Raw genomic sequence first — 23,692 nt, forward strand, 5'->3', positions numbered from 1 at the left:
GGCAGAAAAGGCTCTTTTTTTATGCTTGCACCCTTGCAGCCGTCAGTCTTGCTGTTGCCGCTTGTGGATGACGCGTACTGTGCCACAGAGGGCATCGTAGCGTACTTGCAGCGAGTCACGTTTCACACGCAGCATGTTTCTCTTGTAGAGGTCGTGCTCTTGTCCCAACTGCCTGATGGTGGCCTGTAGGGCTGAGTCGGTCCGCCCAATGTCGTTTTGGGTCATCTTCAGTGAGGCGTCCTGCCAGATAATGAGTGCCTTCTCACGGCTCTTGATGGCCTTGGGATGGTTGGCGCGCAACCGTGTGATGGCATTGAGTGTAGCCTGATAATCGCCTGCATGATAGAGCGAATCGATCTTGCTCATCAGCGGCGCCGCCTTCTCGTCTTCCGTCTGTTGGCAGGCGGAGAACAAGGCGATGGCGGCAAGGAAAAAGCATGTTTTTACTTTTGTCATGATGACATTATTTGCGAATCTAACAATTATTTGACGAATGGCACGACATAGTCGGAGTGTTTGTTTTCCACAATGACGTGGTTCATGTTATAGTGTATGGTGACGGTATGGCTGTCAGCGTCGAGATCGAAGTTATCCATTTCGCCGTTTTTGGGGATGAATGGTGGAATAACTGCCTCGGTGAAGGCCTCCGCCGAGGGCGCATGGGCTGCCTCGGTGTCACAGAGAGGCAACCGGATACCGAGGTCGGCGACACGTCGCCCTTCCGCCATGAAGACTTCCTGCCGCAAGAGATAGATGAGTTCGAGAAGGTTGTCGCCTTTCGCGGCATCCACCATCGCCTTGTCTACCGATGTGCCTGAGACAATGGGCACGTTGACATAGGTGGTGTTGGAGCGTGTCTGGACAAGGCCACTACGATAAGGGTCTGTCGCCGAGGCGCGCACCTTGTAATCGGCAGACATGGGGTAAGGCTTGGATTTACTGTTATACATCTCGCAATTGGCATCAATGATGCGCATGGTGGGCCGGCTGTTGACGAGCCGGAGCAACTGCCGCAGCCAGGTCCTGGCAGCCTCATCGTTGCCGCCGGCCGCCTCAGCTTCGGCAAGAATCAGATAGTTCTCCTCCGCTTTCGCAATGCAGACGGGCCGTTCCTCGGTGGAAGAGGTCTTGAAATATTTCGGATCGAGGAAGTCGAGACGTGGTAAAGGCTGGAACCAGTTGTCCCATAGGGCTTCCTGTGCGATGTTGTTGACGTTGTTGGCTCCGTCGTAATTGACGAATTTCACGAAGTCTGGGCTGGCACTGAGTGCGGCTCGGGCATGGCTCATCGCCTCATCGCGGTCGCCGAGACGGTAGCAGGCTCGGGCGAGAAGCGTCTCTACGAACGCGCGGTCACTGTCGACAGGTGCTTCCTCAAGGGTGGCAGCAAGTTCTTTCCGCGCCTCTTCTAATAGCTCACGCCAGGGCTTGACGTCGCCACCGTTCTGCATAGGCAGTCCCGTGAAGGTCTCTCCACCGAGGATGAACGAGTAGGCGCGGATCCAGTCCAGTGTGAACTTCTGTTCATGAGAGAGTTTCGTGTCGTGCTTAGCCACGGTAAGGAGTCCGTAGTCAGCTGACTCCCTAAGCGTTGCTGCCCAGCGCTGGAGGTCCTTCACGTCGTCGTCAGTGCTGAGAAGCATGGGTTGGTCGAAGACATTGCTTGAGCGTGAATACTGGTTATAGTAGTCATCAGAGACAAGTTCCAGCAGCTGCACATAACTTCCCACAGCTTGTGAGAGCTGCATCTCCGTGCCATTGACCCATGCCTGCATGGCATTGTCGGAGTGAAGATATTTGCTCTCGTCGACATTGGGGTCGGCATTGCCGTCGCCTTGCAGCAGATCGCAGGAGGCGAAAAGTAGGGGGGCGAGGCAGAGAATAATCATTTTTTTCATGGTAATGGGGATATTGTGATGGGCCTATTAAGCACTGGGGGCGATCAGAATGTTGCGCTGAGCGTGAGGATATACTGTCGTGGCGCGGAGAAGGTAGCATAGTTGATACCTCCCGCAGCCACTGCGCCTTGGGAGCGTGCACTGCTGAGTACAGCCTCTGGGTCGTCCTGTGCCGCGGTGAAAGAGAACGGATTATAGACATTCATGGCCACGCTGATACTCTTCACGCTCCGTACACGAGGGTGAAAGGTATAGTCGAGGCGGATGTCGCGTACCTTGAAGAAATCGGCACGCTCTACGAAACAACTGGTGAAGTTGAGCCACGTCTGCGCGTGTGTCTGCTTGCCGAGTGCCGCATCAGGTACGTTCTTGTCAGCCAGTCCCTTGCGGAATCGGAACTGTCTATTCCACTCATGCATGTAGCTGCCGTGCTGCCAGTCTCCGTTGGCTGTCAGTGTCCACCCGAGGTAACGTAGGCTTGCCCTGAGATTGCCGAAGATAGACGGGATGGTGGAGCCGAGGTCGGCACCTTGTTCCACTGCTTTCAGCGTGCCGTCGTTGTTGATTACTGCCTTGGCACCGTAGAGATAGCCCACGGGTCTGCCCTCGGTAACTGCCGTCATAATGGTGCGTGGCGAGAATCCACCTATCTGGAAGGTAGGCAGGCCACCCGTAGAGACCACACGATTGCGGTTGGTGTTAAGCGAGGCCTTGACGTCAACAGTCCATTGGCGGTTATCTACGGGCTTGAGTCCGACTGTCATCTCCATGCCACGATTGCTGATACGTCCCACGTTGGCAAGGTACCACGACTGTCTTCCTGAGGAGGGGAGGGTGGGAACACTGAAGAGTGCGTCTTTCGTCAAGTTGTAATAATAGGTGAATGAAAGGCTGACGATGTCGTGAAAGAGCGAGGCATCGAAGCCCGCCTCATACGAATGCTTGCGTTCGGGTCCCAGGTTGGGGTTGCCCTGCTGGCCGAAAACGGCGGCTTGCGCGCCGTTGAAGGTCACCTCGTCGACGGTGGTCTCGAAGCTATAGGCAGGGGGATAGGTGCCTGCCACGCCGTAGTTGGCGCGCAGACGCATGTTACTGACGAGTCCGCGGTCGTGGAACTGCTTCATGAAAGGCTCATCGGAGAGCATGTAAGACAGTCCCACCTTGGGATAAGCCTGCCAGCCCACATTGTCACCAAAGGCTGAGTTGTAGTCCATGCGCAGCCCCAGATCAAGATAGTACTTGTCGAAGAATCCGATATTGTCCTGCAGGTAGACCCCGTAGCTGCTCACACGGCTCTTGCGCTCATCGGCATTGACCACCGCGGCACCACTCATGACGCGCGCGCCGTCGCGTACGCCACGCCCTGCATAGAGCACCTGATGGTCGTCGGTGGAGAAGAACTGGAATCCCGCTGTCGCGATGTTGCTCACAATGTCGGCGAAGCGGTAGCGATACTCGGCACTGGCGTCAGCGGTGAGGCCAAAGGTAGCGCGCGAAGTGTTGTTCACGCGTCCGGCGTCGGTGGTGCCCTTGGGCTTCACCTGTGTAGCGATGAGCCAGGCGTTGGTGATGATTTCCTTGAAATCGTCGTTGCGGTAATCAAGGCCGAAGATGCCTTTTATCGTCAGTCCGCTCAACGGACGCAGGGTGAGTGTGTGTGACATCTGGAAGCGTTTGATGCTTTCCTTGTTGTCCTGCAAGCGCTCGGCCTCACTGATGAAGTCCTTGAGCGACCGGTATTGGGTATCGTCCATGGCATCGAGGTCGGCTATGTAGTTGTGGCGATTGCCCTCAGCGTCGGTGTAGACGAGGTCAGCTGCCGCCGAACACTCTGTGGTCCACAGCGGAGTGTACAGTCCTTGGTTGCCGTTGCGGCGGCGGGTGAAGTCGGTAGCGACGAAACCGAAAGAGTTGTCGTAGGAGAGAATGGAGTTGATGCGGGCGTGTGACCCAAAGCGTAGGTCGTATTTCTTGTTCTCATTGCCATTGTGAATCATCATGCCGTCATCGTGCTGCATGGATGCGCCCAACGAATATCCGAAACGGTCGTTGCCTCCATTCATTGAAAACCTGTATTTCTGATAGACGCCGGTCTGATGGAGTAGGTCTTTGGTGCGATGGAAAAAGTACCACTGGGTGTCGGCTGCGGTGAGTCCGAGCTCCATAGCCGCAGACGCATGAAACGTGCCGTCGCCTCCCTTCTTGGTGGTGATGAGTATTACTCCGTTGGCGGCATCTGAACCGTAGAGCGTGGTGGCGGCGCCTCCTGTGAGGTATTCGATGTGGTCGATGTTTTCCAGGGGGATGTCTCCCAGTGATCCGGAAGCCGCTGTCTCACCCATGGGCAGGTCGCTCAGGCCGTAGGGCTCCGGCGAATAACCGCTTTTTCGGAAGCCTACGGACGCACCGGTGTTGAGGTTGTCCACGCGTACGCCGTCGACATAGATGACCGGCGTGGAGTTGGAATAAGCCGACGACAGCCCTCGCGCGCGTATCTGCGAAGTGGTTCCTGGCTGTCCGCTATTGATGGAAATCTGAATGTTGGGAAGTGCGTCCTGAAGCAGGTGGTCGAGGCGGTCGGACGGGAGGGCTTTCAGATCCTTGGCTGAAACCTTGGCCACTTCTGACGAAAGGCGACGGCGCTGGAGTGCACCGCCCTGTCCGGTCACTACGACTTCGTTGAGGTAGAGGCTGTCTGTAAGAAGGTTGCGCAAAGGTGTGGTGTCCGAGGTCCCGCCGTAAGCCGCGATCGTCACGACCGATGCTGAAGCAAGCCCCAGAAAGGAAACAAATCTCATACTGCAATAAAATGTTTACAAATAATTTACAATGTTCTCCTGTATTTTGGTGCAATTATCGCTATATTATTCCGGATGGGCAAAAAAGCGTTAAGAAATTAATTATATTTAAGATTTTATCCATCTTACAGTCGTAATTCTGATGTTAAGCTTCTCCTGTTTCATTCCCTGGCTGTAGCGTGGTCATGGCATGCCAAATGGTGGCTTTCACAGGGTGTGGCTGAGACGCGTTGCCTCTACACTGTAGACGCGTTGCCATTACAGTGTAGACGCGTTGCCATTACAGTGTAGACGCGTTGCCATTACAGTGTAGACGCATTGCCATTACACTGTAAACGCATCGGGTGCAGAGTGCTGTGGAATGCTGAGAGAGGTAAGTCGCTATTTATCAGCCTTTTTCGTTTTATTCTTCTTCTTCCTGTTTCCGAATGAGAATAATTCGCGTAGACTTCCGAAGTCTTTCTTGAGAATGAAGCCTACACCCTGGGTGTTGAGTGAGTTGCGCGTGAAATAGCGGTCGTTGGTCTGATTGTAAACCCGCACGCTGAAATTGCCGTTGGACAGGATTTTGTAGCGCAAGTCAAAGTCTCCGATGAACGAGGTGGTGGCGTTGGCATTGTCTCGATAGCCGAATTGGCCGTTGAAGATGAGGCGGTTGTTGAACAGGTTGCCGCTGAGCAGTCCCTCATACTCCGCGTTGTTGAATCCTTCATCGCCTGTGGAGATATTGGCACCGAAATTCCAGTTGCTGTTTTTGTTGACGCTGCCTAACACATTGTTGATTTGTTGGGTGAGTGTACCGCTGAGGATACTTTGCATGGCGAGCGAAGTCTGATTGGTTCCTTGCGCTTCGGCGTTGTTGGTTCCGCGTGAATAGAAGCGTCCGACGGCAAGCAGATAAAGCACCTGTTGGTTCATCTCCTCTTCGCTGTTGATGATGCTGTAAATCATCTGCTTGGTATCTGCGCTCATGGTCGGGAAGTCGAGATCGAAGGTTACATGAGGCTCTTCCGGAGTTCCGGTGATGTTCATGATGCAGTTCACTCTCACGTTGTTTGCCGAGAATCCACGGCTCATCTGCAGGTCGGCGAGGCTCACTGAGGGGATCGTGTACTGGGCTCGCAATTTGAGCAGAGCGGCATAAGGGTCGCCGCCGAAGGTGATGGTGCCGCCCTGGGTGAAGTCGAACGCTTTCTTGATGACATTTTGGACGGTGAGGCGGTAGACGCCCCGCTCCACGGTGTAAGTGCCGAAGATGTCGACTCCACCCTTGTTGAAATAGGTAGCGCGCAGGGTTCCATTGCCATTGAGTGTGATATAGTCGCCTGAAGCCTTGTCGGTGATGATGCGTAGGGTGGCTCTTGGGTTAGCATTGATGAGGAAGTTCAGGTGAATGTCGGTGGGAATGTCGGGATCTTCGTCTGGCTTCTGCACGGCTGTGGTGTCCTGGTAGGGTGCCGTGGCATTGCGGTCATGCCAGTGGATGAAGTCCTGCGTGTCGGGAGCTGTGGTACTCGTAATGTCGTAGACCACTTCTGACCTTTTGTTAGGCGTGACATTGACATTGACCTCGAGTGTCCCTGGCCGGCTCTTTATGGTCACGTTGCCCGTACCGAAGACCTTGCCATAGAAGCTCCTGCCGTCAGAGCCATTGGTGTTGTAGGCGAGCAGGTTGGTGGCACGGGCGGAGATGTCGGCTGTCATGTGGGTGATATGCTGATGGTGGATGTCACCTGTCACGACTCCGGTGTGGCCGTATTCATCGCGGATGGTGTCACCGGGGAGCTGTATATCGTTTTCTATGAAATGCACTTTTCCTCCATTGACGTAGTATCGCACGCCTGTGGGCTTAATAGTCATTGCTCCGTCGGCGATGATGTCGCCGGTGAGATTAAGTTTTTTCAGGTCTCCCCATAGCCTGAGGTTGCCGTTTCCGCGGAGGTTTGTCTGGCTCAGGAAATTGGAGCAGAGTGTGTTGAGAAACTCGGCGCGCGAATTATTGAGCTGTATGCCGAGGTCAATGTAGTTGCGTTTGGTCGATACATAACCGCTGACGACGGTGCGGGCGGGAATGTCCCGTCCTGCTTCACGAAGGGTGTCGCGTGCCACTCCGTTGATGTTGATCCGTCCTTCGCTAAGTCTCCAGCCCACATTGGCGAAGAGTGTGCCGAGTCGTCCGTCGATCATGCGGAAGCCGTCAACACGTAAGGCACCGCCGACATCAGGGCTGGTAAAGAGCCTTCTTACACTTGCCGTGCCCGATGTCGCCCCACTGAAGTCGACAGAATGGAAGTTGATGAGATTCATCAGATAGCTCACGTTGACGTTTGTGAGCTTTGCGGTGAGCGAGTCGCGATCGCTGGCGGTGCCGGTTCCGGAGACGAGGATGCGCTGTGAGCCACTGCTGATGGCGAAGTCGTGTACTTCGAGGTGGCGCTTGCTATACAGGATGGTTGAGGGGTGTATCGTGAAGAGGGTGTCGCCTATATGAAATTGTGATTGGTCGAAGTTGAGCAGTGCGAGCGTCTTGCCCGCGAGATTCTTGCGAAAGGCAATGGAAGTACTCACAGTGCCCCGCAGTCGCTGACTCGCGGCGTGATTGTCGAGAGAAATGCTTGCCTTGATACGGTCGAAGCCTGCCTTGACGTTGAGTCCAATGTCGGTACCAAGGGTCTCGGAGTGCATGTTGGTGACGCCTCCGTCGAGGGTGAGTGTGCCATCCATGGTGCGCACTTTGGTCCGGATATTCTTCAGATGTCGGTTGCCCCACAGCAAGTTGGGCGCAGAGAGATCAGCGTCGAGCGAACTGCCGTTCCTGCCGAAAGTAGCGCGCACGGTGACGGTATCAAGGATATCGAGAGGCAGATCGAGGACGGGACGGGCCCATCGGCTGTCGGAAAGACTGGCGGCAAAGCTCACCTCACCCGCATGGATGGGGCGGTATTTGAAGGGTGCGAGATTGGTGATGCCCGGCAGCTTTTTCACAATTACATTCTCTATTGCCTGCGGAAGGGCGGCGTAGTCGAACCGCCCGTAGACTGCTGCCTCGCCGAAACTACTTTGAAGAAACAGATAGTGCCCGCGCGGTGAGTGCCCGGCATGAAGCTTCAGGGTATCAAGTGAATAAGTGTTGTCGCCTTGTCGCATTGAAAAGTTGCCGACACGAAGATAGCCGTCAGCCGTGTTGATGTCATGCCCTCGGAAATCGGCATCCACCGTTCCGCTATAAGTTGCGTTGGCCAACCGGCCCTCAAGCAGTCTTAGAGCGGAAGGGAGAAAATGGCTGACAGAGGCTTTTAGCTTGACGCCCTTCTCTTTCCCCACAAACTGTGCGCTGCCTTCTGCCGACAGACTGATATTGGGATCGTCGATGCTGACACGTCCGTTAGCCATGCCGTCGGCATAGGAACCATTGAGGTTGATGTTGCGGTAAGTATAGTGGTTGTAGTCGAATCGCCCAAGATTGCCTTGGGCCGTAAAGTGTTTTTGTTCAAGATTTCCGGTACCGTTGATATCGGCTGCAAGCATGCCGAAGTGGGGATTGTTCAGCACTCTCTCTAAGTTGAGGGCTTCTGTGATGAGGTGCCCGCCAAGGTCGTTGCCCGACTTCCATACATCAAGGTTGGCGTCGCCGGCCCCTGTGTGGAGCTTGCCTTTAGCTTTCAGGTTGTGGCCATGTCCTGTGGCTGATCCATGAAAGGCAATGTCGCCCAGTCGGATCACCACGTCGGGGACCTTTCCGGCAAAGTATTTCACTACGTTGGCGTTGGCATGAAACTGTCTTACTACAGCCCGCCAGGCCACAGGTTTGCCCAACGTGAGCCTGACAACAGCGGAGAGGCGCAGGTCGGAAGGACGGTTGAAATCGCGATAGCCCGTGAATCGGGGCATGGAGATGTCGAGATGGTTGACGAAGATGTGTTGATTCTTGCCATGAGCCGACAGTCTGATCAACAGGGGACGGTTGACAACGGCAAGTGAGGGAGCAAGAGCCCGAAAATCGTAAGGATTGACCTGCGACAAGGCTATAGTGGCATCAAAGGCGCGCAGGCTTTTGTCGAAGGAGGCTTTGATGTGGGGAATAAGAATCTCCGAATGGGGTAGCGAGAGCTGAAAATCGTCAAGGGCAAATGACGTCTTGCTCACAGCGGCCTTGAAAGAGAGCGAGCGAATGTCGATGCCTGATGCCTCATGGAGTGATAACCTCTTGAGAAGCAGGTGATAAGTGTTGCTGTTGACGATATCGAAAATAATATGTGAACTGACGTTAGACAGTTTCAGATGGTTGTTGTCGAAGGTTTTCAGGCGCGGTTTGTCCCAGCGGTTCCACGTTACCTGTCCGTGCCGGACGATGAGACTGTTGATAGCGAGGTTGAGCCTCGACTGATGCGTGGTGTCTTTGGACGCAAGCGAGTCGAGTACAAACTGGAAATTGGGTTTTGTCGACGCATCTTCCTGATAGAGGTTGAACTTGGGTGTGAAGATCTGTGCGGAAGTGATGGTGACCCTTCCCCGCATCAAGTCGGTGTAACTGAACTTGGCCGACAGCCTCGAAGCCCAAAGCATGTGCTTGCCTCTGTGGTCGAGCATGGCCACATCGTCGATGATGATACGGTTGAGAAAACCCACATCCACGCGACCCACCGACACGGGCGTACCGAGTTTCCTGGAGATGGCGGACGCCACAGCGGGGCCCAATGCCGATTGTACGACAGGGACATGCACCATGACTATGACGGCAAGATAGAGTCCTACCGTCAGCCAGACGAGGAGATTGATGATTCGCCTAACCTTCTTCAAGTATGTTTCAGAATATGATTACAAAGGAGACATTTCGCTTCCTCACTGCAAAATTAGGGAAAAAAACAGCCTCGGAAAAGAAAAAGGGCAACGATTTCTGTTATATGATACAAAAAATGATTAAATTTGCACGCAGTACACAATTCTTTTTTTTAATCTGTTCTATGGCAAATGTAATTAAGTTGCGTAAAGGCTTAGACATTAATCTGGCAGGGAAAGCCTTGAGAGAGAGGGTGGTGACGCCGCCATCATCTGTCTATGGGTTGTCCCCGTCATCCTTCCCAGGCATCACTCCGAAGTTGGCTGTGAAGGAAGGCGCCCACGTCCTCGCCGGTGAGCCTCTGTTTGTGAGTAAGCAATGTCCGGAGTTGGGCTTTGCTTCACCCGTGAGCGGCACCGTGAAGGCTGTGGTGAGAGGCGCGCGCCGCAAGGTGCTTATGGTCACTGTCGAGGCTGATACTACACAGCAGGTACGCGATTATGGTAAGGCCAATCCTGAGGATCTTGACGGCAACGCCGTGAAAGCAAAGTTATTGGAGGCCGGAATCTTCGGCTACATCAATCAGTTGCCATATGCTGTGGTGGCCAATCCACAGACACAACCTGACGGCATCTTTGTTTCAGCGTTGCGCGATATGCCGTTGTCGTGCGATTTTGAAGTAGAGCTTCAAGGCAACGAAGAGGCTTTCGCCACCGGCTTGATGGCCTTGGCACGTGTCGCTCCTGTGCATTTAGGCACCGGTGCGCAACAAACGGCGGCAGCGCTGACAAGTGTAGAGGGAGTGGATCTCAATGTGTTTGACGGTCCTTGTCCAGCAGGAAATGTTAGTGTGCAGATTAACCATGTCAGCCCGATGAGCAAGAATAAAACCGTGTGGACTGTTGACCCTTCTGCCGTGATCTTTATAGGTCGGCTCTTCCTTACGGGACATGTAGACCTGACGCGCACCATAGCCGTGGCAGGTAGCCGGGTGAAGGCTCCTTCCTATACTGACGTCAAGGTGGGCGCGCCTCTGAGAGACATTCTTTCAGGAAGGCTCAAAGAAGACGGCCATTTGCGTATCATCAACGGCAATCCGCTGACCGGTTCGCACGATAGTCTGGACGGATTCCTCGGCGCTCACACCTCTGAGGTGACGGTGATACCTGAGGGAGACGACGCCGATGAGACGCTGGGGTGGATTCTTCCGCGCACCAGACAGTTCTCTGTCAGCCATAGTTACTTCTCCTGGATATTTGGAAAGAAAAAGGTTTACGACCTTGACGCGCGCATTAAAGGCGGCGAGCGCCACATGATTATGAGCGGTGAGTACGACCGTGTGCTGCCCATGGACCTCTATGCGGAATATCTCATCAAGGCCATCATTGCCGGTGACATCGACAAGCAAGAGCAACTTGGCATCTATGAAGTGGCTCCGGAAGACTTTGCCCTTGCAGAGTTTGTGGACAGTTCAAAGCTCCCTTTGCAGAAAATAGTGCGTGAAGGCCTCGACATTCTAAGAAAAGAAAACGCTTAGCAGACTGAACGGATAGCATCAACATTCTTTCAACATTAAATAAAAATCCAATATTAATCAAATATTTGGAATGAACACAATCAAGAATTATTTCGATAAGATACGGCCTAAGTTTGAGGACGGCGGCAAGCTGCATGTTTTCAGGAGTGTGTTTGAAGGCTTTGAGTCGTTCCTTTTCGTGCCTAATACCACCTCGACGGTTGGTGTGTCCATCCACGATGCCATCGATTCGAAGCGCATTATGAGCTTTGTGGTTATTGCCCTGTTGCCTGCTTTGCTTTTCGGTATGTACAATGTGGGCTACCAGAACTATCTTGCGGCCGGCACATTGGCTACGGCATCGTTTTGGGAAATCTTTGGTTTTGGCTTCCTCGCCGTGTTGCCAAAAATCCTCGTGAGCTATATAGTAGGACTGGGCATTGAGTTTGCCTGGGCACAGTGGAAAGGCGAGGAGATCCAGGAAGGCTATCTCGTTTCGGGCATCATTATTCCGCTCATCATCCCTGTTACCACTCCGTTGTGGATCCTTGCACTGGCGTGTGCCTTTGCGGTTATCTTCTGCAAGGAGATATTTGGAGGCACGGGAATGAACATCTTCAATGTTGCTATTGGCGCGCGTATGTTCCTCTTCTTCTCTTATCCTACGAAGATGACGGGCGACGCTGTGTGGGTGGCCGACCACAGTATCTTTGGCTTAGGCAACACCCTTCCAGATTCTTTCACGATGGCTACTCCTCTTGCACACCTGGCGCAGGGAACACCCATTGATACCAACGTCTGCAATATGATCACGGGACTGATGCCTGGATCTATTGGTGAAACATCGGTTATCGCCATCGCTATTGGTGCCGTTATCCTGCTTTGGACTGGCATTGCCAGCTGGAAGGTTATGCTCAGCGTCTTTGTCGGCGGCTCTCTGATGGGTGCCATCTTTCATGCAACGGGCGCCACGCCTATTGATTGGTGGGAGCATCTCATCCTTGGCGGTTTTTGCTTCGGTGCTGTCTTCATGGCTACGGACCCTGTAACCTCAGCGCGCACGGAGACAGGCAAGTGGATCTACGGCTTCCTTGTGGGCGTCATGGCCATTACTGTTCGCGTAAAAAACCAGGGCTATCCCGAAGGCATGATGCTTGCCATCTTCTTCGGCAATATGATTGCCCCCCTCATCGACTATTGTGTCGTGGAGTGTAATATCTCCAGGCGGGCCAAACGCAGCAAGGTTTCTGAATAAAAGCATAAAGACATGAAAACGAACAGCAATTCATATACCATTATCTATTCGGCTGTCATCGTCGTGATTGTGGCTTTCCTTCTTGCCTTTGTCTATCAGGCATTGAAACCCATGCAAACGGCGAACGAGGCTCTCGCAAAGAAAAAACAGATTCTCTACAGCCTTAACATCCGCGGACTTGACGACAGAGCGGCGGAAGCTAAATATAATAATGTGGTGAAAGAAGAGAAGACAATTGATGGCAGTGAGATGTTCATCTGCAACGTCGACGGTAAAACAAAATACGTCTTCTCCATGACGGGTACAGGCCTGTGGGGTGGTATCAGCGGCTATGTGTCGGTCAACGACGACAAGTCTACTGTTTACGGCGCCTATTTTAACCATGAGAGTGAGACAGCAGGACTTGGCGCAGAGATCAAGGATAACCAGAAATGGCAGGAGAAATTCCAAGGCAAGAAGCTCTTCAACGGCAATGACCGCAACAGTATCGCGCTCTCTGTGCAGAAGAAAGTTACAGATCCTTCTACCCAAGTAGACGCTGTCACCGGCGCGACCTTGACCTCTAACGGTGTGGCCAACATGCTGCACAACGGGCTTGGAAAGTTTCTGAAGTTCCTTAACAGCAAGTAATTCTTTTTAGGCATAATAGGCATATTGGGCATAATAGACATGATAAGCGTATTAGGCTTGATATAAAAACAACAATTATGAGTTTATTTTCAAAACAAGATAAGGCAGCCTTTATTGAGCCATTGCACTTGAACAACCCTATCATGGTGCAGGTGCTGGGCATATGCAGCTCCCTTGCTGTAACATCACAGCTTAAGCCGGCCATCGTCATGGGGCTTGCAGTGACTGTCATTACAGCATTTTCTAATGTCATCATCTCGCTCATCCGCAAGACCATCCCCATGCGCATCCGCATCATCGTACAGCTTGTTGTGGTGGCGGCTCTGGTGACTGTTGTCAACCAGATTCTTGGGGCTTTTGCCTACGATGTAAGCGTTCAGCTGAGCGTGTATGTTGGACTGATCATCACCAACTGTATTCTCATGGGCCGTCTTGAGGCCTTTGCCATGATGAATAAGCCATGGCCTTCTTTCCTCGACGGCATCGGCAATGGCTTGGGCTATGCGGCCATTCTCATTATCGTAGGCGCTTTCCGTGAGTTCTTTGGCAGAGGATCACTCCTCGGCTACCAGCTCATCCCGCAGGGCGCTTATGCACACGGCTATATCAACAACGGCATGATGACGATGTCGTGCGCCGCTCTGATCATCATCGGCTGCATCATCTGGATCAACCGTGCATTCTTTGTTAAAGACGAAAAGAAGTAATAAGAAATGGAACACGCTATATCATTACTCTTCCGGTCGGTCTTTGTAGACAACATGATCTTTGCTTACTTCCTCGGTATGTGCTCATACCTGGCAGTGAGCAAAAACGTAAAGACCTCGCTTGGCCTGGGACTTGCCGTGACTTTCGTGCTTGTCATCACCGAGCCTATCAACTATCTTCTGCAGGTGTACGTATTGGGTCCCGACTGTCTTGTCAAAGGAGTTGACCTGAGTTACCTGAGCTTTATCCTCTTCATTGCGATTATCGCTGGCATCACGCAGCTCGTGGAGATGGCCGTTGAGAAGTTCTCGCCGTCGCTCTATGCGGCACTGGGCATTTTCCTACCCCTCATCGCGGTGAACTGTGCCATTATGGGAGCCTCGCTCTTTATGCAGCAGCGCATCAAACTGCCCATTGACAATGCACAGGCTATCACTAACTTCGGTGACAGCGTGGCCTACGCCCTCGGAAGCGGACTGGGTTGGACGCTGGCTATTGTCATGTTCGGAGCCATTCGTGAGAAAATGGCTTACTGTGACATTCCCAAGCCGCTGCAGGGCATGGGTATTGCCTTTATTACCGTCGGTCTCATGGCAATGGCTATGATGTGCTTCAGTGGACTGCAATTTTGACGCTTGCTGAGGGAAGACGGTTCGCTAATGAATACGAATGAAGAAAGAATAAAGATAACAGATTAAAGAGATTAATTAGAATATGGGACAATTTATCGGCGTAAGCATAGCGGTGTTTCTCATTACCATCCTTGTCTTGGTGGTGATGCTGCTTATCGCTAAGAAATATCTCAGTCCGAGCGGAAAGGTCTCCATTACCATTAATGGTGACAAGAAGATTGAGGTGGAACAAGGCGGTTCATTGCTTTCTACACTCAATGACAATGGTATTCACCTTTCTTCTGCATGCGGCGGAAAAGGCAGCTGCGGACAGTGTCGTCTGCAGGTGTTGGAAGGTGGTGGCGAGATCCTTGACACGGAGAAGGGGCACTTCTCGCGTAAGGAGATCAAGGACCATTGGCGACTCGGATGCCAAACCAAGGTGCATGGAGACCTGAGCGTAAAGGTATCCGACGCCATCCTCAATGTTAAAGAATGGGAGTGCACGGTCATTTCAAACAGTAATGTATCGAGCTTCATCAAGGAGTTCAAGGTAGCACTGCCGCCGGGTGAGCACATGGATTTCATCCCTGGCTCTTATGCGCAGATCGCTATTCCGGCTTACGATACCATTGACTATGACAAGGATTTCGATAAGTCGCTCATTGGTGACGAGTATATCGGCGCCTGGCAGAAGTTCAATATCTTCTCTTTGAAGGCTCACAACCCAGAACCCACTATCCGTGCTTATTCCATGGCCAACTATCCTGCAGAGGGCGATATCATCATGCTGACGGTGCGTATCGCCACCACACCGTTCAAGCCGCGGCCGCAGGTAGGCTTTCAGGACGTGCCTACGGGCGTTGGATCGAGCTATATCTTCTCGCTGAAGCCGGGTGACAAGGTCCGCATGAGCGGACCTTACGGCGATTTCCATCCAAGGTTTGACAGCAAGCGCGAGATGATTTGGATTGGCGGAGGCGCAGGTATGGCCCCGTTGCGCTCGCAGATCATGCATATGACCAAGACTTTGAATTGCCGTGATCGTGAGATGCATTTCTTCTATGGCGCCCGTTCTCTGTCCGAGGCCTTCTTCATGGAGGACTTCTGGGAGCTGGAAAAGGAATTTCCCAATTTCCATATGCACCTCTCTCTTGACCGTCCGGACCCAAAGGCTGATGCCGCTGGCGTGAAATACTATGCCGGATTCGCCGTCAACTGCGTGCGTGACACTTATCTCAAGGACCACGACGCACCCGAGGACTGCGAGTACTACCTCTGCGGGCCACCTATGCTCATCAAGACCGTCACCGATTATCTTGACAGTCTTGGCGTGGAGCCTGAGAGCATTATGTATGACAACTTCGGATAGGCTGACACAAACCGCCGTAGTCACGGGATGACCACGCCGTGGTCACAGGATGACCAAGCCGTGGTCATGTCATTATCACGACTTGGCAACATCGTGGAAATGCGTAGTTTGACATCTCCTGTAAGCCCATGCGGCGATAGTCCGTACCGATGTCGTTCAGTGCCTGCGCCCATTCCAGTGTGTCGCCCCTGCCGCAGTCCCTCACTGTGGGTGCGCAGGGCCTCCTCAAACTGGCTGTCGTTGCACAGGGTGTTGCCCCTGTTCGTGTAGTTAGGCAATGCTGTCGCTGGTGGTGTGCTGCTCACTGGCTGTTGACATTGGCAGGCTTCCTGCCGCAGGAAACAAGCAGGCAGGCTGTGAGGACTGCGCCAAGAATCGCCGCGTGGTATTTCAAGAGATAAAGGTTAACCTAAAATTGGGCTATCATGAAAAAGTATATTCATTTGTGAAAGTTAGGTAATTTACAAATCAAATCTCCTTTATAGATTCTCGTAGAATTACTTTTGGAGACAGAAGAATTTGTGATTTTATAGGCTTGTTGTTTACGATACAATCTTTCATTATTTTAACGGCAGTTCTACCGATTTCGTATAGGGGTTGTGCAATTCTACTTATAGGAGGGTTTAAATAATCAAAGTATACGTGGTTGTCATACGTGATTAGTGAAAAATCATGTGGAATAGAAAGTCCCATTTCTCTAATTGCCTTAATACAACCAAGCAAAATAGTGCTGCTCATAGAAAATATGGCAGAAGGTCTTGGATTTAAGGTTTTACTCAGACGCGTCTGGAGATATCCATTTCTAACAGAGAATTCTCCTCCGCGAAGATATAAGGTACAGTCTTTTCCGAAGTCCCTAACTGCGGCTTTTGCTCCTCTCTCTCGTTCTTTGGTTGTAATAGAAGTTTGCGGACCTTCTATACAAAGTATATTTCTGTGATTTGCTTTAAGTAAATGCATCATTGCTATATACCCTCCCTCATAATTATTGCAAGCAATATAAGGAATTTTTGATTGTTTAAAATATCTATCAACAAGAATGAGAGGCATATGTTTCTGAAGCATCTCGATTTCTACTGGCCTCGAAGTAACAGGTACTATTATTAAGCCACTTAGATTCCGGCTTAGTACTTCTTTCATTATTCTTTGTTCCATTGATGGATTCTCTTGAGAATCGAAAGTCGTCACTGAGAGACCGTTTTCTTGAGCCTCTGATATAATTGCTTCAGCTAAATTGGCAAAAAAAGGGTTACTTATGAAAGGAACGACAAGCCCTATATTTATATCCACATTGTTGCGCAATTGTTGTGCATCATTGCGTGTATTTTTTACATCCTCATTGATTAATGCATAAGCCAAGTTGATAAGTTCTTGAGTTTCAAGGCTTATCCTGTATTCTTCAGCTTTTCCATTAAGGACTCTACTGATTGTAGTTTTAGAGAATCCTAACATTTTTGACATTTCAGAAAGCGATATTTTCGTCATAGAAGCAAGAAATTTTCTGCGAAATTAGAGAAAAAAAATTAGAAGTATAACTTTTCCCTTTCGTTTTTAAGTTACTGTTTGAACTAAAAACTAAATTTGCAGTTGAAAACCTAATAAAATTGACTATGGAAAAGCATAAACTGAAACATGGAAACTTAGTCGTAGTTGGAAGTACGAATATTGATATGGTCATATCTGCTTCTCGCTTCCCATTACCTGGCGAAACCATTATAGGTCATGACTTTATGTCAAACTTTGGTGGTAAAGGAGCTAATCAGGCCGTTGCGGCAGCAAGACTTGGTGCCAAGACTATTTTCATTGGAAAAGTCGGCGATGATGATTTCGGTAACTCTACACTTTCGCACTTAAAAGAAGAAGGTATAGATACTTCTTTCATCTATAGATCTACAAAAGCATCTTCTGGAGTAGCTCTAATCACTACAGTAGTTGGTGGAGAAAATACAATTATTGTCAATCCGGGGGCCAATTTTGAGCTATCTCCTACAGAAATAGAGCTGTCTCATAAAGCGTTTGAGGCAGCAGCCATTGTGCTCATGCAACTCGAGACTCCAATAGATACTATACTGACAGCATCTAAGATAGCCAAGGAATATGGTTGTTATGTAATTTTGAATCCTGCGCCTGCACCAACGAAGCCATTACCGACTGAATTATTGGAAAATGTAGATATGCTGATTCCTAATAAGACAGAGGCTTCCACGATATCAGGTGTAGACATCACCGATGATGTTACGACACGTCAGGCGATAGACAAGATCAAAGAATTGGGTATTAAGGATGTAGTTATAACGATAGGTTCGCACGGTGTCCTATCGTTGATAGATGGAGAATTGACCAATATTCCTGCATACAAGGTAAAAGCAGTAGATACTACTGCAGCAGGTGATACATTTTGCGGAGCCCTTTGCGCAGCACTATTATCCGGCAGCAAGATGCCACAAGCTTTAAGGTTTGCCAATCAGGCCTCCGCAGTTACAGTCACACGTCGTGGGGCTCAGGTCTCCATGCCGCATCTTGAAGATATCAAACTTGATATTTCGGCAAAGTAGAAAGTTTTACAATCTTAATAATCAAAGACTATGTTTATTGTATTGAGTTATTCATTGGCCATAGTGCTCTGTTTCATCACTATGTTATGCTGGGGTTCATGGGGGAACTCACAAAAGCTGGCGGCCAAATCATGGCGCTATGAGCTTTTCTACTGGGACTATGTAATAGGAATGGTACTATTTGCTATAATAATGGGGCTTACATTGGGTAGCATAGGTAGCGCTGGCCGTAGCTTCATTCCTGATTTGCAACAGTTGTCAACGGCATCGGTAATATCTATACTTATTGGAGGCGTGATTTTCAATGGCTCTAATATATTATTGTCTGCATCTACAAGTATTGCCGGTATGTCTGTAGCATTTCCTGTTGGTGTGGGACTTGCTTTAGTTCTTGGAGTATTTATAAATTATTTTGGATCACCTAAAGGAGATCCTTTCTTCCTATTCATAGGTGTTGCTTTTATAGTTGTAGCTTTGATTTTTAATGGGTTAGCTTCGGCTAAGAAGAATGGTGATTCCGCTATAGACAAGAGCAGAAGTCGTAAGGGCATATTACTTGCTATAGTCTCAGGCATTCTTATGTCCTTATTCTATAGGTTCGTGGCTGCAGCTATGGATTTGGATAATTTCGAGTATCCGGCATCTGGTAAAGCCACTCCTTATACAGCTTTCTTCATATTTTCAATAGGTGTACTTTTAAGTAACTTCATCTTTAATACCCTTCTAATGAAACATCCGATTGAAGGTGCTCCTGTCAGCTATAAAGAGTATTTTAAAGGGACCTCGGTAACGCATCTTGTTGGCATGCTGGGGGGAGTTATCTGGGGTATAGGAACTCTTTTTAACTACATTGCCGCAGGTAAGGCTGGTGCAGCGATCTCTTATGCACTTGGGCAAGGCGCACCTATGATTGCTGCATTATGGGGTGTTTTCGTGTGGAAAGAATTTAAGGGTACTAGCAAGACTGCACATTACTTGTTGACTATTATGTTTATACTGTTTATCATCGGCCTTGGACTAATAGTCTCGTCAGGTGGTAATTGAAAATAACATTACTAACAAACCTAAAGATACACTATGGAAAAGTCTTATTTCAATCACAAGCATCATCACTCTGTGTCGTTGATGGCCATGCTGATATTTTTAATCATGAGTATGACATCCGGGCATGTCATGGCACAGAATATCATTGGAAATGTCAATGATGAAAATGGTGACCCATTAATTGGTGTCACTGTCACCATAAAGGGAGGACCAGCAAATTATGGCACAGTCACAGATCTATCTGGTAGTTTCTCTATCAATGCATCAAAAGGGCAGACAATAGTCTTCAGCTATGTAGGCCATAAGACCAAGGAAGTCGCTGCTAGTGGGACCAAAATGCAAGTCACGATGGAGCCTGACAACGAGAATCTGGATGAGGTTGTTGTTATCGGTTATGGTACAGCTACAAAAAAGGGAATCACGGGATCAGTTGCCAGTATCAGTAAGTCGGATATGAATGTCGGAACGTTTACCAATGCTATGGGTCTGTTACAAGGTAAGGTCGCAGGACTATCAATCCTAAACCCGAATGGAGCTGACCCTGCTGCGAAATATGAGGTACTGTTGCGTGGAACGAATACGCTTTCCGCTGGGCAAGGGCCGTTAATTATAATAGATGGTGTCGTAGGTGCAGATATCAATAATATAAATTTCAATGATGTTGAGTCTGTAGATGTACTCAAGGACGGTAGTGCTGCTGCTATATATGGAACCAGGGGTACTAATGGCGTGATCATAATCACCACAAAAAGAGCTCGTGCTGGGAAAACAGAGGTTACTTATGATGGTCAACTGACAGTGTCTTCTGTTTCACACAGAGCCAAGCCACTCTCCACTTCAGGATTTAAGGAAGTAATAAACACATATAGACCTGAACTAAGCAGCTATATTCATGGTTCTTCTACGGATTGGTTTGATGAGATTACGCGCACGCCTTTTAGTCATAAGCATACTATTGGTATAAGTGGCGGTTCACAGACTTTTTCCCATCATACTTCGCTCAATTATGAACATAGTGATGGTTTACAGAAAAAGAATACTATGGAAAAGATGATGGCCAATACCAATATACGCCAGAATCTTTTTGATGGGTGGTTGGATATCGACTATAATTTATCTATAGTGCACCGAGGCTATACCCCGTCGCTTACATCTGCGTTTGAACAGGCTTTCATACATAATCCTACGGAACCTATCTATGATCCATCAAATACTGAAGCCGGTGGTTATAGTAGAACAGTAGCCATGGAATATTATAATCCAGTGGCAATGATAAATGAAAGGAATGCGAATGTCAAAGATGATAATTATGGCGGAAATGTCAGGCTTACGCTCAATATAAAGCCTGTACCTGGTTTGAAATGGGATAATTTTATCGCACTTAACAAGGTGTCCATGGAGAGCAGGATATATTTTAGCCACTATTATCCGTCTCTGATAGGCACTGATGGACAGGCTACTATAGAAGACTATCATTATACTGATAGGCAGTATGAATCAACGCTGAACTATATTCATGATTTTGGCAAGCATTCGCTTCAGGCTCTTTTAGGATATACGTATGAAAGATCATATAACACAACACATAGATCAGTGAACCAGGGCTTTGATTTCGATGATCTGGGAACTAATGGTATAGGCTCAGGTACAGCTTTGCAAGACGGTAAAGCGAGTCTCTATTCATATAAGGAGTCTAATAAGTATATAGGATTTTTTGGTCGGGTGATGTACAATTTCGATCAGAGGTATCTATTATCCTTAAGTCTGAGAAGGGATGGTTCCAGCCGTTTTGGTAATAACCAGAAATGGGGATGGTTCCCCGCCGTTAGTGCAGGTTGGAGAATTAGTAGAGAAGCCTTTATGAAGGACATCAAGTGGGTCGATGATTTAAAGCTTCGTATAGGATATGGTGTTACAGGTAATCAGGACTTTAATAATTACAAGTCATTACTGTTGATGGGAACAGCTGGTAAGTTCTACTATAATGGGCGGTGGACAAATACTTATCAGCCTATCAGTAACGCCAATCCAAATCTTCAGTGGGAAAAAAAGAAGGAATTTAATATAGGTATAGATTTATCTGTGCTTTCAGGACGGATTACGGCAACGATAGACTATTATCATCGCCGTACGACAAATCTGCTCTACAACTATACGGTTCCTACTCCTCCGTATGTCTATGACGAGCTTTTTACAAATGTGGGAGAGATTAGCAATAGTGGTATTGAACTCACACTGGGAGCAATCCCTGTGAAGTCAAAGGATTTCATGTGGGACACAACATTTACGTTATCACATAATAAGAATAAACTGAATAAGTTTACCAATGATGAATTTAAAAATGGCACCTACCGTGTAGGCTGGTCTCATGCAGCGGCAGCATACACACAGCGCCTGATAGAGGGGCAAAGTTTAGGAACTTTCTATGGTCCAAAATGGATAGGTACAAATGAGGATGGCAACGATGTGCTTGAAGGTCAAGGTGACGATGGAAGCGTGCCAGAAGATCAGTGGGTTAAGATAGGCAACGCCTATCCTGATGTTCAGATGGGATGGAGCAATACTCTTTCGTATAAAAAATGGGACCTAAGCTTTGCTCTCCGTGTCTCTATAGGTGGTGATGTACTGAACAGCTATGCATTGCAATATGAGAACTTAGGCTCTATAGGATTAAAGAATATTTCGGAGAAGTGGCTTGATCATACAAACTTCACCTCTACAAAGTATAAGTATTCATCCAAATATGTGGAGGATGCATCATACTTAAAGATGGATAATATATCTCTGGGCTATAATTTTATAATCAACCGTGACTTCATCAAGCGGATAAAATTATCCTTTACAGTCCAGAATGTGTTCTGTATCACGGGGTATTCCGGAGTTGATCCTGAGGTTGCTCTTAGTGGTCTTGAACCTGGCATAGAGGGGACTAGCTACTATCCTCGGACTACTGATTTTACATTTGGTGTTAATATTATTTTCTAAAATCTGTGTAATATGAGACGGCTTTATTTGTTTGTTACTGTAGCCTGCTTAGTTATCTGTGGCTGCACTAACTTAGATGAAAATATCTATTCTAATGTTGATATAGATCACTTCTTTAAAAACGAGAAGGAACTTATAGCCAATGCCGGCAGAGCATATACTAAGCTGCAAGGCTATAATACAGAGCAGAGCTTATGGACACTATTACTCCAGGCGTCAGACGAGTGTGCGGTGCCTGCTAGTGGAGGTGAATGGTACAGTAATGGCCGTTATGAGGAAGTTCAGACCAACAACATTCCTGCCACAAACAAACTTGTCAAGAATGGATGGAAATGGGTGTTCAATGGTATTGCTGCGTGCAATGAGATTATTTATGAGACAGAGCTCTCAAAAGTAGAATTCTCGGCGAAGGATAAGATCCTTTCAGAGATGCGTGTGCTGCGTTGTTTCTACTATTATGAGGCAATGGCAACATGGGGGAATGTGCCATTCACGGAGGACTATACAGAGACCGGATATCCACAGCAGAAATCACGCAAGGAGATCTATGACATAATAGAAAAGGAGATTAAAGATAACATAAGCAATCTTGACGCTGAACCGAGTACTGAGAATTATGGACGTGTAACACAGGCTTTCGCCTATACTTTACTGGCGAAGATGTATCTCAACTCTGAGGCCTGGTTTGGCAATGCCAGATGGGATGAAGCCGCTTATGCTTGTAAGCATATCATTGATTCAGGGAATTACAAGATAGAAGATGATTACGATGCGAACTTCAATATAATCAATGGGAATTCTAAGGAAAACATCTTCGCAATAGTTTATGACCGTACTTACACACAGGGCTATAGCAATGCCTTCTATCTCCATACGCTGACACTCGAGGCCGAGTCTGAGTCTACTTTCAATCTGCATGCAGGACCTTGGGCTGGTTTTGTATGCCAACCAGATTTCTTCCAGACATACGATTCAAAAGACAAGCGCCTTTCACAGTCCTGGCTTTATGGAGAGCAATATGATATAAATGGCAAGGATCTCGGCTTTGCTTATAATCCTGTATTTGATGAGAGTAGGTATTATAACAAAAATGGAGGTAGGGGACACTTCGATGGTGCAAGATGCCGCAAATGGGCTCCACAGACTGACGGCTCGATCACGAATTACGAGATAAGTCAGGATAATGACTTCGCCATTTTCCGTTATGCAGATGTAGTATTAATGTACGTTGAAGCACTTGTGCGTCAGGGCAAGGTGGAAGAGGCAGTATCCATGCCTGATTTCCAGAAAATTCGTAAACGTGCAGGCTTGGACCCCTATACTTCTTCCGAACTTACTCTTACGGAACTCTATAACGAGCGTGGTCGCGAATTGGCATGGGAGGGATGGTGTCATGAAGATATGATACGTTTCGGTACATATCTTAAGAAGTCATGGGCTCATCCAGATCAGACAGGACAGGATTTTAGGAATCTTATGCCCATACCAGCCGATGTCCTAAATGCTAATCCTAATCTCAAGCAAAACGAAGGGTACTAGA

16 protein-coding genes are annotated in these 23,692 nt (G+C 48.8%); 10 read left to right on the plus strand and 6 right to left on the minus strand.

Translation table 11 applies throughout. The features are described 5' to 3' along the window. Nucleotides 1-42: 42 nt before the first annotated feature. The 4 genes from PREMU_RS13120 to PREMU_RS13135 form a co-directional block, all read right to left on the minus strand. Nucleotides 43-456: a hypothetical protein gene (locus tag PREMU_RS13120; protein ID WP_007576020.1), complete on the minus strand. Its 414-nt coding sequence runs from the start codon at nucleotides 454-456 to the stop codon at nucleotides 43-45. 26 nt (nucleotides 457-482) lie between these two features. Further along, nucleotides 483-1,898: a RagB/SusD family nutrient uptake outer membrane protein gene (locus PREMU_RS13125; RefSeq protein ID WP_040558476.1), complete on the minus strand. Its 1,416-nt coding sequence runs from the start codon at nucleotides 1,896-1,898 to the stop codon at nucleotides 483-485. A 44-nt stretch (nucleotides 1,899-1,942) separates the two neighbouring features. Beyond that, nucleotides 1,943-4,696, minus strand: coding sequence for a TonB-dependent receptor domain-containing protein (locus PREMU_RS13130; RefSeq protein WP_007576024.1), 2,754 nt, complete (start codon nucleotides 4,694-4,696; stop codon nucleotides 1,943-1,945). Nucleotides 4,697-5,077: 381 nt separating this feature from the next. Further along, nucleotides 5,078-9,496, minus strand: coding sequence for a translocation/assembly module TamB domain-containing protein (locus tag PREMU_RS13135; RefSeq protein ID WP_007576026.1), 4,419 nt, complete (start codon nucleotides 9,494-9,496; stop codon nucleotides 5,078-5,080). 164 nt (nucleotides 9,497-9,660) lie between these two features. Here PREMU_RS13135 and PREMU_RS13140 point away from each other — a divergent pair, with 164 nt between their 5' ends. The 6 genes from PREMU_RS13140 to nqrF all read left to right on the plus strand — a co-directional run bounded on the left by PREMU_RS13140 (nucleotide 9,661) and on the right by nqrF (nucleotide 15,568). Beyond that, nucleotides 9,661-11,013: a Na(+)-translocating NADH-quinone reductase subunit A gene (locus PREMU_RS13140; protein ID WP_007576028.1), complete on the plus strand. Its 1,353-nt coding sequence runs from the start codon at nucleotides 9,661-9,663 to the stop codon at nucleotides 11,011-11,013. A 70-nt stretch (nucleotides 11,014-11,083) separates the two neighbouring features. Next, entirely contained in the window at nucleotides 11,084-12,247 is a 1,164-nt protein-coding gene (locus tag PREMU_RS13145) for an NADH:ubiquinone reductase (Na(+)-transporting) subunit B (protein ID WP_007576030.1), read from the plus strand. Nucleotides 12,248-12,259: 12 nt separating this feature from the next. After that, on the plus strand, nucleotides 12,260-12,877 hold the full coding sequence (locus tag PREMU_RS13150) for an FMN-binding protein (RefSeq protein WP_007576032.1): 618 nt from the start codon (nucleotides 12,260-12,262) through the stop codon (nucleotides 12,875-12,877). Between the two features lie 77 nt (nucleotides 12,878-12,954). After that, a complete protein-coding gene (locus tag PREMU_RS13155) occupies nucleotides 12,955-13,584 on the plus strand; it encodes an NADH:ubiquinone reductase (Na(+)-transporting) subunit D (protein WP_007576034.1) in 630 nt (209 codons plus the stop codon). Between the two features lie 6 nt (nucleotides 13,585-13,590). Further along, nucleotides 13,591-14,217, plus strand: a complete 627-nt coding sequence (gene nqrE / locus PREMU_RS13160) for an NADH:ubiquinone reductase (Na(+)-transporting) subunit E (protein WP_007576036.1) — start codon at nucleotides 13,591-13,593, stop codon at nucleotides 14,215-14,217. A gap of 82 nt (nucleotides 14,218-14,299) precedes the next feature. After that, nucleotides 14,300-15,568 carry an NADH:ubiquinone reductase (Na(+)-transporting) subunit F gene (gene nqrF, locus PREMU_RS13165; protein WP_007576039.1) on the plus strand — a complete coding sequence of 423 codons (1,269 nt, stop codon included), beginning with the start codon at nucleotides 14,300-14,302 and terminating at the stop codon, nucleotides 15,566-15,568. A gap of 20 nt (nucleotides 15,569-15,588) precedes the next feature. Here nqrF and PREMU_RS15175 read toward each other — a convergent pair whose 3' ends face one another. Next, entirely contained in the window at nucleotides 15,589-15,873 is a 285-nt protein-coding gene (locus PREMU_RS15175; protein ID WP_156804027.1) for a hypothetical protein, read from the minus strand. Between the two features lie 163 nt (nucleotides 15,874-16,036). Beyond that, nucleotides 16,037-17,053: a LacI family DNA-binding transcriptional regulator gene (locus PREMU_RS13170; RefSeq protein WP_007576041.1), complete on the minus strand. Its 1,017-nt coding sequence runs from the start codon at nucleotides 17,051-17,053 to the stop codon at nucleotides 16,037-16,039. Nucleotides 17,054-17,178: 125 nt separating this feature from the next. On the opposite strand from PREMU_RS13170, the gene rbsK reads away from it, so the two are divergent. The 4 genes from rbsK to PREMU_RS13190 are packed head-to-tail and all read left to right on the plus strand — an operon-like array spanning nucleotide 17,179 to nucleotide 23,691. After that, nucleotides 17,179-18,123 (plus strand): ribokinase, encoded by a 945-nt coding sequence (gene rbsK, locus PREMU_RS13175; protein ID WP_007576043.1) that lies wholly within the window; start codon nucleotides 17,179-17,181, stop codon nucleotides 18,121-18,123. 30 nt (nucleotides 18,124-18,153) lie between these two features. Then, nucleotides 18,154-19,167, plus strand: a complete 1,014-nt coding sequence (locus PREMU_RS13180; RefSeq protein ID WP_007576045.1) for a GRP family sugar transporter — start codon at nucleotides 18,154-18,156, stop codon at nucleotides 19,165-19,167. Nucleotides 19,168-19,200: 33 nt separating this feature from the next. Continuing rightward, a complete protein-coding gene (locus PREMU_RS13185; RefSeq protein WP_007576047.1) occupies nucleotides 19,201-22,152 on the plus strand; it encodes a SusC/RagA family TonB-linked outer membrane protein in 2,952 nt (983 codons plus the stop codon). Nucleotides 22,153-22,164: 12 nt separating this feature from the next. Then, entirely contained in the window at nucleotides 22,165-23,691 is a 1,527-nt protein-coding gene (locus PREMU_RS13190; protein ID WP_007576049.1) for a RagB/SusD family nutrient uptake outer membrane protein, read from the plus strand. Nucleotide 23,692: the final 1 nt, after the last annotated feature.

Origin of the sequence: Hallella multisaccharivorax DSM 17128, assembly GCF_000218235.1 — a bacterium.
GTDB classification, from domain to species: domain Bacteria; phylum Bacteroidota; class Bacteroidia; order Bacteroidales; family Bacteroidaceae; genus Prevotella; species Prevotella multisaccharivorax.

Coding starts and splice junctions, on each gene's coding strand:
- PREMU_RS13120 (WP_007576020.1), bottom strand. CDS start 456: ATGACAAAAGTAAAAACATGCTTTTTCCTTGCCGCCATCGCCTTGTTC.
- PREMU_RS13125 (WP_040558476.1), bottom strand. CDS start 1,898: ATGAAAAAAATGATTATTCTCTGCCTCGCCCCCCTACTTTTCGCCTCC.
- PREMU_RS13130 (WP_007576024.1), bottom strand. CDS start 4,696: ATGAGATTTGTTTCCTTTCTGGGGCTTGCTTCAGCATCGGTCGTGACG.
- PREMU_RS13140 (WP_007576028.1), top strand. CDS start 9,661: ATGGCAAATGTAATTAAGTTGCGTAAAGGCTTAGACATTAATCTGGCA.
- PREMU_RS13145 (WP_007576030.1), top strand. CDS start 11,084: ATGAACACAATCAAGAATTATTTCGATAAGATACGGCCTAAGTTTGAG.
- PREMU_RS13150 (WP_007576032.1), top strand. CDS start 12,260: ATGAAAACGAACAGCAATTCATATACCATTATCTATTCGGCTGTCATC.
- PREMU_RS13155 (WP_007576034.1), top strand. CDS start 12,955: ATGAGTTTATTTTCAAAACAAGATAAGGCAGCCTTTATTGAGCCATTG.
- nqrE (WP_007576036.1), top strand. CDS start 13,591: ATGGAACACGCTATATCATTACTCTTCCGGTCGGTCTTTGTAGACAAC.
- nqrF (WP_007576039.1), top strand. CDS start 14,300: ATGGGACAATTTATCGGCGTAAGCATAGCGGTGTTTCTCATTACCATC.
- PREMU_RS13170 (WP_007576041.1), bottom strand. CDS start 17,053: ATGACGAAAATATCGCTTTCTGAAATGTCAAAAATGTTAGGATTCTCT.
- rbsK (WP_007576043.1), top strand. CDS start 17,179: ATGGAAAAGCATAAACTGAAACATGGAAACTTAGTCGTAGTTGGAAGT.
- PREMU_RS13180 (WP_007576045.1), top strand. CDS start 18,154: ATGTTTATTGTATTGAGTTATTCATTGGCCATAGTGCTCTGTTTCATC.
- PREMU_RS13185 (WP_007576047.1), top strand. CDS start 19,201: ATGGAAAAGTCTTATTTCAATCACAAGCATCATCACTCTGTGTCGTTG.
- PREMU_RS13190 (WP_007576049.1), top strand. CDS start 22,165: ATGAGACGGCTTTATTTGTTTGTTACTGTAGCCTGCTTAGTTATCTGT.